General features: G+C 48.5%; 8 protein-coding genes. 7 read left to right on the top strand and 1 reads right to left on the bottom strand.

The genetic code is table 11. From position 1 onward, the window contains the following. The first annotated feature begins 241 nt into the window (after positions 1-241). From HPS54_RS12290 to HPS54_RS12275, 4 genes are all read left to right on the top strand, one after another. Positions 242-2050: an AMP-dependent synthetase/ligase gene (locus tag HPS54_RS12290; protein WP_172345720.1), complete on the top strand. Its 1809-nt coding sequence runs from the start codon at positions 242-244 to the stop codon at positions 2048-2050. An 11-nt stretch (positions 2051-2061) separates the two neighbouring features. Further along, positions 2062-3183 (top strand): peptide chain release factor 2, encoded by a 1122-nt coding sequence (gene prfB, locus HPS54_RS12285; protein WP_172345719.1) that lies wholly within the window; start codon positions 2062-2064, stop codon positions 3181-3183. Between the two features lie 132 nt (positions 3184-3315). Beyond that, the gene (locus HPS54_RS12280) at positions 3316-3453 is read left to right on the top strand and encodes a hypothetical protein (protein ID WP_172345718.1); all 138 of its coding nucleotides are present in this window, start codon (positions 3316-3318) and stop codon (positions 3451-3453) included. A gap of 6 nt (positions 3454-3459) precedes the next feature. Beyond that, complete coding sequence (locus HPS54_RS12275; protein ID WP_172345717.1) at positions 3460-3966, top strand: CYTH domain-containing protein; 507 nt, start codon at positions 3460-3462, stop codon at positions 3964-3966. Here the strand turns inward: HPS54_RS12275 and HPS54_RS12270 are convergent. Beyond that, positions 3878-4318: a VanZ family protein gene (locus tag HPS54_RS12270; protein ID WP_216653083.1), complete on the bottom strand. Its 441-nt coding sequence runs from the start codon at positions 4316-4318 to the stop codon at positions 3878-3880. The two genes, HPS54_RS12275 and HPS54_RS12270, sit on opposite strands and share 89 nt — an antisense overlap. Before the next feature lie 138 nt (positions 4319-4456). Here HPS54_RS12270 and HPS54_RS12265 point away from each other — a divergent pair, with 138 nt between their 5' ends. The 3 genes from HPS54_RS12265 to HPS54_RS12255 are packed head-to-tail and all read left to right on the top strand — an operon-like array spanning position 4457 to position 8146. Continuing rightward, entirely contained in the window at positions 4457-5818 is a 1362-nt protein-coding gene (locus HPS54_RS12265; RefSeq protein WP_172345716.1) for a sodium-dependent transporter, read from the top strand. Between the two features lie 15 nt (positions 5819-5833). Then, positions 5834-7195 (top strand): sodium-dependent transporter, encoded by a 1362-nt coding sequence (locus HPS54_RS12260; protein ID WP_172345715.1) that lies wholly within the window; start codon positions 5834-5836, stop codon positions 7193-7195. A gap of 54 nt (positions 7196-7249) precedes the next feature. Then, positions 7250-8146: a ComEA family DNA-binding protein gene (locus tag HPS54_RS12255; RefSeq protein WP_172345714.1), complete on the top strand. Its 897-nt coding sequence runs from the start codon at positions 7250-7252 to the stop codon at positions 8144-8146. Positions 8147-9136 lie beyond the last annotated feature (990 nt).

Below are 9136 nucleotides of genomic sequence, written 5' to 3'. Positions count from 1 at the left end.
GCATAAAGGTTGTACATACGATGGTTTGAACTTAATGTTTTAATCACCACTAAGTTACTAAAAATCAGCGACATGTACAACTTTTTACTCATATTTATCAACTTAAATTAATTCCGCCAACGGGTATTTACCTCAAATTGAACTAACTTTGCATTATTAATAACTTGGTATCCGCAGGCATGCGGGAAGGTGCTGTAAAATGGCTTCTTCGGCTTACGGAGGCTGATAAAACGTGATATTTATGCAGACAAGATGTCATCTTTCCTTGCTTGTTCATGAGCAGGCAAAGAAGTACGGAGAACGGACAATGTTCATTTATCGTGACTTCGGGAGCACCCGGTGGGTTTCAATGTCGTGGCAGACGTTCTCGGATAAAGTGCGTCAGACATCGAATGCAATGCTGAACCTTGGCGTAAAGGTTCAGGAAAACATTGCCGTTTTCTCGCAGAATTCGATAAACTATATGCTCACCGATTTCGGTGCATACGGCATACGTGCCGTTTCGATACCGTTCTATGCCACGAGCAGCGAGCAGCAGATACAGTACATGATTGCCGATGCACAGGTGCGTTTTCTCTTTGTTGGCGAGCAAGAACAGTATGACAAGGCTTACCGTGTGTCGCCCCTGTGTCCTACACTGGAGCGAATCATTGTCTTCGACAACGGCGTGAAGATAAGTCCGCAGGACACGGGCACCATGTATTTTGAAGATTTCATGAAGCTCGGTGAGAGCTGCCCGCGCCAGTCGGAGGTGGACAGTCTTTACAGTCAGGCGAACGATGACGACCTTTGCAACATTCTATATACCAGCGGTACGACGGGCGACAGCAAGGGTGTGATGCTTAGCTACGGACAGTATTCAGCCGCCCTGATTGCCAACGACAAGGCGGTGCCGGTGTCTGACGCCGATGTTTCGATGAGTTTCCTTCCCTATACGCACATATTTGAACGCGGATGGCTGTATCTTTGCCTGTCGGTGGGTGCCAAAGTAATAATAAATACATATCCCAAGGAGATACAGCAGTCGCTGCGTGAGACTCATCCTACGTGTATGAGTTCTGTCCCGCGCTTCTGGGAAAAGGTGTATGCCGGCGTAAAAGAGAAGATAGACAATGCAAATCCGGTAAGGCGCAGGTTGTTTATGAAGGCTCTGGCGATAGGGCGCAAGTATAACATAGAATATCTGAGTCGCGGTCGCAGACCGTCACCGGTTCTCCGCATGAAGTATGAGATGATGAACCGGACGCTTTTCAGCCTTATACGCAAGCAGCTCGGACTGGAGCATGCAAACATCTTCCCTACGGCAGGAGCCACTGTTTCGCCTGAAGTGGAAGAGTTTGTGATATCCGTGGGCATAAAGATGATTGCCGGATACGGTCTTACCGAGAGCCTTGCCACGGTGTCGTGCGTTCATCTCGACAAACCTCGTACCATCGGTTCGGTTGGACGTCTCATTGAAGGACTTGAGATAAAGATAGGCGAGAATGACGAGATTATGCTTAAAGGTCCGACAATTACCAAAGGATATTACAAGCGTGAGGCTCTTAATGCTGAGGTTTTCGACAGCGAAGGTTTCTTCCGTACAGGCGACTCCGGTTATATAAAAAACGGTGAACTGTTCCTCAAGGACAGGATAAAGGATCTTTTCAAAACATCCAACGGCAAATATATAGCGCCGCAGATGATAGAATCGAAAATACTTGTGGACAAGTATGTGGAGCAGATAGCCGTCATTGCCGACGAGAGGAAGTTTGTGTCGGCGCTCATAGTGCCTGACTACAGTCTGCTTGAAGAGTATGCACGGGAGTACGGCATAAAGTTCTCGACACGCCGCGACCTGTGTGAAAACGTGCTGATAAACAAAATGATGGCAGAGCGTATAGACACGCTGCAGCAGCAGTTGGCAAGCTATGAGAAGATAAAGAAGTTCACGCTGCTGCCGAAAGGGTTCACAATGGAGAGCGGAGAAATTACCAATACGCTGAAGATAAGGCGTGCGGTGCTGGTGAAGAACTATTGCACCGAGATTGAAAAAATGTACGAAGAGTAGAAAAAGGATATATGATAACAAGCGACCAGTTGAAAGATGTGATGGAGCGTGCGGACGCTTTGTATCGCTATTTAGACATAGAAAGAAAGAAAATGGAGTTCGAGGAAGAGGAACTCCGCACTCAGGCACCGGACTTCTGGGATGACCCGCAGAGGGCGCAGGAGCAGATGAAGAAGGTGAAGGATATCAAAAGGTGGATTGACGGTTACAAGGATGTGCGTACATTTGCCGACGAGCTACAGCTCGCTTTCGACTTCTATCATGATGAAATGGTGACCGAAGAGGAGGTTGACGACGACTACGCAAAGGCAATAAAGGCAATCGAAGACCTTGAATTGAAGAATATGTTGCGGCAGAAAGAGGATCCTATGGACTGTGTGTTGAAGATAAACAGCGGTGCGGGGGGCACGGAAAGTCAGGACTGGGCACAGATGCTGATGCGTATGTACATGCGTTGGGCTGAGGCAAATGGGCACAAGGTGACCGTGAGTAACCTTCAGGAAGGCGACGAAGCCGGTATAAAGAGCGTCACAATGGAGATTGAGGGCGGAGAGTTCGCATACGGATATCTTAAGAGCGAGAACGGCGTCCACCGACTGGTGCGCGTATCTCCGTTCAATGCACAGGGCAAGCGCATGACCAGTTTTGCCAGTGTGTTTGTGTCTCCGCTTGTTGACGATACGATAGAAGTTTATGTAGACCCGTCGAAAGTGAGCTGGGATCTCTTCCGAAGCGGTGGTGCCGGCGGACAGAATGTCAACAAGGTGGAGACCGGTGTGCGGTTGCGCTACCAGTATACAGACCCCGACACGGGTGAGGAAGAAGAGATATTGATTGAAAATACGGAAAGTCGCAAGCAGCTGGAGAACCGCAACAACGCCATGCGTCTGCTCAAGTCGCAGCTTTACGACCGTGCCATGAAGAAACGTCTTGAGGCGCAGGCGAAGATTGAGGCTGGCAAGAAGAAGATAGAGTGGGGAAGTCAGATAAGGAGTTATGTATTTGATGACCGTCGTGTGAAGGATCACCGCACCAATTTCCAGACAAGTGATGTGGACGGTGTGATGGACGGAAAGATCGACGGATTTATCAAGGCATATCTCATGGAGTTCCCCGTCAACGACGAAGTGTAATGATCCGGAGATGCCGGGTGGAGGCTTTGAGACATCATGACGACATCCGGCATCATTTATATGAACATCCGGCGTTTTGAATAAGACATCTTAAATCGGATATATTAACAACCTTAAATTATATCATAGCTTATGAACGACAAGAAAAAAGCACGCCGCGCACGTCGCGACGCACAACAGGAAAAACAGGCAAAATTGATTATCAACTGGATCTTCGGCATCTTGGTGCTGGCAGCGTTTTTGTTTTTAATTGTCCAGATGATTGCTTAAGGCAGAATGAGCGGACTGGAGATAGAGCGCAAGTTTCTTGTGCACAAGTGTGACGGGGCATATAGGGAAATGGCCTATGCCTCGTCGCGCATAAAGCAAGGCTATATCTGTAGCGGCAGGGGGCGCACGGTGCGTGTGCGGATACGTGGCGGACAGGGTTTTATCACAATAAAGGGACCTTCCGGAAACGGGGGAATGACCCGCTACGAGTTTGAAAAGGAAATCACGCTCGACGAGGCGAAGCACCTCATGCAGTTGTGTGAGCCGGGCTTGATAGACAAGACCCGTTATCTTGTAAAGAGCGGAAAGCACATCTTCGAGGTAGACGAATTCTACGGAGACAACGAGGGACTTGTCATGGCAGAGGTCGAACTGGAGAGCGAGGACGAGCCTTACGAAAAGCCGTGTTTCATCGGTGAGGAAGTCACCGGCGACCGCCGTTTCTACAATTCGTATCTTCGGCAGATGCCTTTTGCCGTCTGGCGTGATACGTTATCAGAAGAATACCGATGACCGAAGCCAGCGTTGCACCGATGCCGTTGGCTGCAAAGTCGAGCCAGTCGCCGCTCCGCCGACCTCCGGTGCAGTATGCCTGAAGCAGTTCTATGACACCGCTCATCATCACCGGTGCCAGCCATGCCATGCATAAAAGCCGCATGGCATTTGTTTTTTCATGACATTTCATATATTCAATCCATATCATGGTGCATGTTCCGCCGTACATGGCGATGTGTGTCCATTTGTCCATAAGCGGTACATTGTCGAGCCGGGTGTGTGGCGGAGTAATGAAACACAACACCCAGATAATGGCTATGAGTATGCAGGAAATGGGGTATTTTCTTATTAAATGATATAAATAATTCATCTTTGGTTGCTGTTTTTATGCAAAAGTAGTATATTTTTTATACATTTGCAACCGTTTGGGAGATTTTAAGAGACAATCCGTTGATGTTGCGGCAAGTGTTGTCTGTGGTATCGGGATTTGTATAAAACATATCGTGACATGATGAAATCTGAAAGAGCAAAGTTTGGAAGCAAGCTCGGTATAATCCTTGCCACAGCCGGTTCGGCGGTAGGTTTGGGTAATATCTGGCGTTTTCCATATATGACGGGAGAGAATGGCGGAGCGGCATTTATACTCATATATATAATATGTGTGTTATTTCTCGGCATGCCATGTATGATCAGCGAGTTTATAATAGGTCGCAACGCGGCGGCAAACACAGCCCGCTCGTATCGCAAGCTGTCGGGCGGCACGCCGTGGATGGTGGTGGGTTATCTCGGGGTTCTCACCGGATTTCTCATTACCGGATACTATCTTGTCGTATCGGGCTGGTGCCTTGAGTATATGTATGCGTCGATAGTTGGACATCTGCATGGCGATCCCGGTTTTTTCAAGACCTACTTCGAGACGTTCGAGACCGACCCTTTGAAACCTGTTCTGTGGGCGTTGGCGTTCGTGGCGGTGACTCATTTTGTGGTGGCACGTGGTGTTCGCGGCGGCATAGAGAAAGCTTCCAAGATGCTTATGCCCGCACTTTTCATTCTGCTTCTTGTCATCGTGGTGTCGTCGTGCCTTCTTCCTGGAGCCTCTGCCGGCATTTCATTTCTCTTTAACCCCGACTTTTCGAGGGTCGACGGCGATGTTTTCCTTGGTGCTTTGGGACAATCGTTCTATTCGCTCAGCATAGGTATGGGTTGTATATGCACCTACGCGTCTTATTTCGGTAGAGACACGGATATGCCCAAGTCGGCAGTGCAGATAGGAGTGATAGACAGTATCGTAGCTGTTCTGGCCGGACTGATGATTTTCCCGGCGGCATTTTCCGTGGGTGTAAATCCCGACTCCGGTCCGTCTCTTCTTTTTATCACGCTTCCCAACGTGTTCCAGCAGGCGTTTGGCGGCATCCCTGCCGTGGGCTATGTGGTGTCTCTTGCTTTCTACGCCTTGCTCTCTCTTGCAGCCCTCACGTCGCTTATCTCCCTGCACGAGGTGAGTACAGCATTTCTTGAAGAAGAACTCAAGACCACACGCCGGCGTGCGGCAATTATCGTCACAGTGGCATGCGGCATAATGGCAACATTCTGTTCGTTGTCGCTCGGCAAGTATGATTGCCTGCAGCTTTTCGGTACACCGCTTTTCAGCATATTCGACTTTTTCACGGGGCAGATACTCCTTCCCGTCGGCGGATTTCTCACATGTCTGTTTGTAGGCTGGTATCTGCCGCGAAAGTTGGTATATGATGAGTTCACCAACCGCGGCACACTTCATTCCGCTGTGTTCGGTTTTTATATGTTCAGTGTGAGATACGTATGTCCGGTGTGCATCATTCTGATATTTCTGCACCAGTTTGGTATAATCTGAAAAACCACCTTTTAAATGTCACGTTCAGAACGAATAAATTTCGGCAGCCGTCTCGGTGTTGTCCTTGCCACAGCCGGTTCTGCGGTAGGATTGGGCAATGTGTGGCGGTTTCCGTTCATGACAGGGCACAACGGCGGTGCCGCTTTCATCTTGATATATCTGGGATGTATACTCCTTTTGGGTATTCCCGGCATGATAAGCGAGTTTATTGTGGGGCGCCACTCGGCAGCCAACGCTGCCCGTTCATACCGTCGCCTTGCCAACGGCACGCCTTGGATGATTATAGGCTATATGGGTGTGTTCACCTCAATGCTGATACTCGGATTCTATGCCGTGGTGGCAGGCTGGTGCCTGCAATACCTTTTCGCGTCGGTTGCAGAGCATTTGCAGGGCGATGCGGCATATGTTTCAAAATATTTTGCCGATTTCTCGTCCGATCCGGTCAAGCCCACGCTATGGGCGGTGACGTTTGTCCTTATTACGCATGTCATCGTTTCGCGCGGTATACGCGACGGCATAGAGAAAGTTTCCAAACTGCTCATGCCCCTGCTCTTTATCCTTTTAATGCTCATAGTGGTGGCGTCGTGCATGCTGCCGGGAGCCTATAAGGGTGTGGAATTTCTTTTCAAGCCCGATTTCTCCAAACTCGACACCGGCGTGTTTCTTGAAGCTTTGGGGCAGGCATTCTTTTCGCTGAGTCTCGGAACGGCATGTCTCTGCACATACGCGTCTTACTTCGGGCGCAAGACAAACCTTGCCGGGGCGGCCGTGCAGATTGCTCTTATCGACACGCTGATAGCCATTCTTGCCGGATTGATGATATTTCCTGCCGCATTTTCCGTGGGCGTGCATCCCGACTCGGGACCCTCACTCATCTTCATAACCCTGCCCAACGTTTTCCGTCAGGCGTTTCTTGGAGTTCCTTTCATAGGTTATGTTGTCTCCGTGTTGTTCTATGCCCTGATGTCGCTTGCCGCCCTGACGTCTACAATATCCATGCACGAAATCGGAACGGCGTTTTTCCATGAAGAGTTGAAACTGTCCAGACGTGGCGGTGCAGCCATTGTCACGGTGCTGTGCTGTATCATGACGGTGCTGTGTTCGCTTTCTTTCGGAGCCTGTCCGGAACTTGCTGTTGCCGGCAAATCACTCATGGACTGTTTCGATAATGTCACTGCGCAGGTGCTCATGCCGCTGGCGGCGTTTCTCACATGCCTTTTCGTCGGATGGTATATACCCCGTACGGTTGTGGCAGACGAACTTTCAAGTTACGGTGCTGTCAACGCATGGTACACGGGGCTTTACCTCTATTCCGTCAAGATTATATGTCCGCTGGGCATACTTGCCATTTTTCTTCATCAGTTCGGTCTGATATAGCATCGCGGCTGCACAGTGGCGTGTATTACAAATAAATCGTCTTCATATCTGTTTATGATGAAAAAACTGTTTTATATAAACAAGGCAGACCGTGCCGTTGCCATACTGCTGCTTTTTATAATGGCTGCTCTTGCCGTCGGTATCATGCTTACGGGAGGTTCTGTCGGCGGTGGTTTTGTCTCGTCGGCAGACACATCGTCGGTAGACGTTCCAATCGTAAAGACCGGTGCATACCGCCGTGAGATAGGATATTATGATTCCGGTTCCTCTTCTTTAAAACTCTTTGCATTCGATCCCAACACAGCCGACAGCACGGCGCTGCTCAGTCTGGGGCTTCGACCGTGGCAAGTGCGCAACATATATAAGTACCGTGCCAAAGGCGGTGTATACAGACGCCCCTCGGACTTTGCACGTCTTTACGGACTTACCGTGGGGCAGTATAAAAGGCTTGAGCCGTATATCCGCATTTCCTCCGACTATCTTCCGGCATCATCACTTGTCTCCGACGGAGAACATACGGCTGCCGCGCGTGACACCGTTAAATATCCTATAAAGATAAAAGACGGCGAAGTGATTGCTCTTAATACCGCCGACACCACAGCGTTGAAAAAGGTTCCGGGCATAGGGAGCGGATACGCCCGTGCCGTTGTGAGCTACCGGAAGCGCCTTGGAGGATTTTTCTCTGTAGACCAGCTACTCGAGATCGACGGCTTTCCTGAGTCTTCGCTTCGTTATTTCATCCTCGGCGATGCCACTCTCGATAAGATTAATGTAAACAGACTTACTCTTAGTCAGCTTCGCCGTCATCCCTATATCAATTATTTTCAGGCAAAAGCCATTGTCGATTATCGCAGGCTTCACGGCAATCTCAAGTCGCTTGACGACCTTCGTCTCAACCGCGACTTTCCCGAAGATGCCATACGCCGTCTGAAACCGTATGTGAGTTTTTGATGGTTTGGGTGCGATGTTCTGGATAATGAACATTCGGAAATATATCTCCCGATGTAGGGCTGTACCATGGTGCAGCCGAAGTTCAGATTGCAGGAAGGTTATTGAGCAGCTGCACCATGGTATCCCCTACATAGAGTAGAAACCCCTTGAAAATCAATATCTTACCTTTTGTCCTCCCAAAGGTCACCTTTTAGTCTTTAAAAGACACCCTTTCGTGCTGCAATATGCCACCTTTTAGCCCCCGAAACGTCCCCCTTGCATTTCACCCTTGTTGTAGTTTGGGTTCGTAAGGGCATGAGACTTCTTTCCTCTGCCGTCTCGAGATAATCGTTTACATTCCGTGACACTTGTGACACTAATGACACTTGTCTATATAAAGACCTGAAAAATATAAAATATATGTCCTTTAAAGGAAAGGTATTTTATTATTATAGTAATGTTGTAAGAACAGGTGTCATGAGTGACACAAGTGTCACAAATGCCATTTCAGGTTATAATCTCCCCCTCGGACCTCCTAAAGTCCGCCACTTGACATCGGAAACCTAGGCACTTGACACCGTAAACCTACGCACTTTGCAACGTTATGTTACGTACATCACAGTCAAAAGTGACATACTTTACGTGTGTCTTGGAATAAAGTGTAAATTAATCGGATTCATTCTTTTACCTGATTTCCATCCAACTCTCGTATGGCATCAGCATGGTGCATCCGCTCAATACCATTCCTTCAACCGGATCTTCTTCTTCATCATGTTACATCCCTACAGATAATGACCACATTTTATGTAGAAGCAAAAGCAATAGTGACAGTTTGCCATGTTACATTCCAACGAATACATATTGAGCCAGTCCTAAAAACAGTAGTACCAGAAAACTAAATAAAGCCGTTGACCCAACGAAAAAACCATACGTATGTACAACAAGAACCAACAAGAGTATTGTCTTCTATCTCGCTCTGTCTTCTTTTATCTCCCCTTATTTCCTTTAAAG

It is taken from the genome of Xylanibacter caecicola (assembly GCF_013166515.1).
In the GTDB taxonomy this organism is placed as follows: Bacteria; Bacteroidota; Bacteroidia; order Bacteroidales; family Bacteroidaceae; genus Prevotella; species Prevotella caecicola.
This window is presented reverse-complemented; position numbering and strand designations above follow the sequence as displayed.

Excerpts from the sequence above, each read along its gene's own strand:
- HPS54_RS12290 (WP_172345720.1), top strand. The coding sequence starts at position 242 with ATGCAGACAAGATGTCATCTTTCCTTGCTTGTTCATGAGCAGGCAAAG.
- prfB (WP_172345719.1), top strand. The coding sequence starts at position 2,062 with ATGATAACAAGCGACCAGTTGAAAGATGTGATGGAGCGTGCGGACGCT.
- HPS54_RS12280 (WP_172345718.1), top strand. The coding sequence starts at position 3,316 with ATGAACGACAAGAAAAAAGCACGCCGCGCACGTCGCGACGCACAACAG.
- HPS54_RS12275 (WP_172345717.1), top strand. The coding sequence starts at position 3,460 with ATGAGCGGACTGGAGATAGAGCGCAAGTTTCTTGTGCACAAGTGTGAC.
- HPS54_RS12270 (WP_216653083.1), bottom strand. The coding sequence starts at position 4,318 with ATGAATTATTTATATCATTTAATAAGAAAATACCCCATTTCCTGCATA.
- HPS54_RS12265 (WP_172345716.1), top strand. The coding sequence starts at position 4,457 with ATGATGAAATCTGAAAGAGCAAAGTTTGGAAGCAAGCTCGGTATAATC.
- HPS54_RS12260 (WP_172345715.1), top strand. The coding sequence starts at position 5,834 with ATGTCACGTTCAGAACGAATAAATTTCGGCAGCCGTCTCGGTGTTGTC.
- HPS54_RS12255 (WP_172345714.1), top strand. The coding sequence starts at position 7,250 with ATGATGAAAAAACTGTTTTATATAAACAAGGCAGACCGTGCCGTTGCC.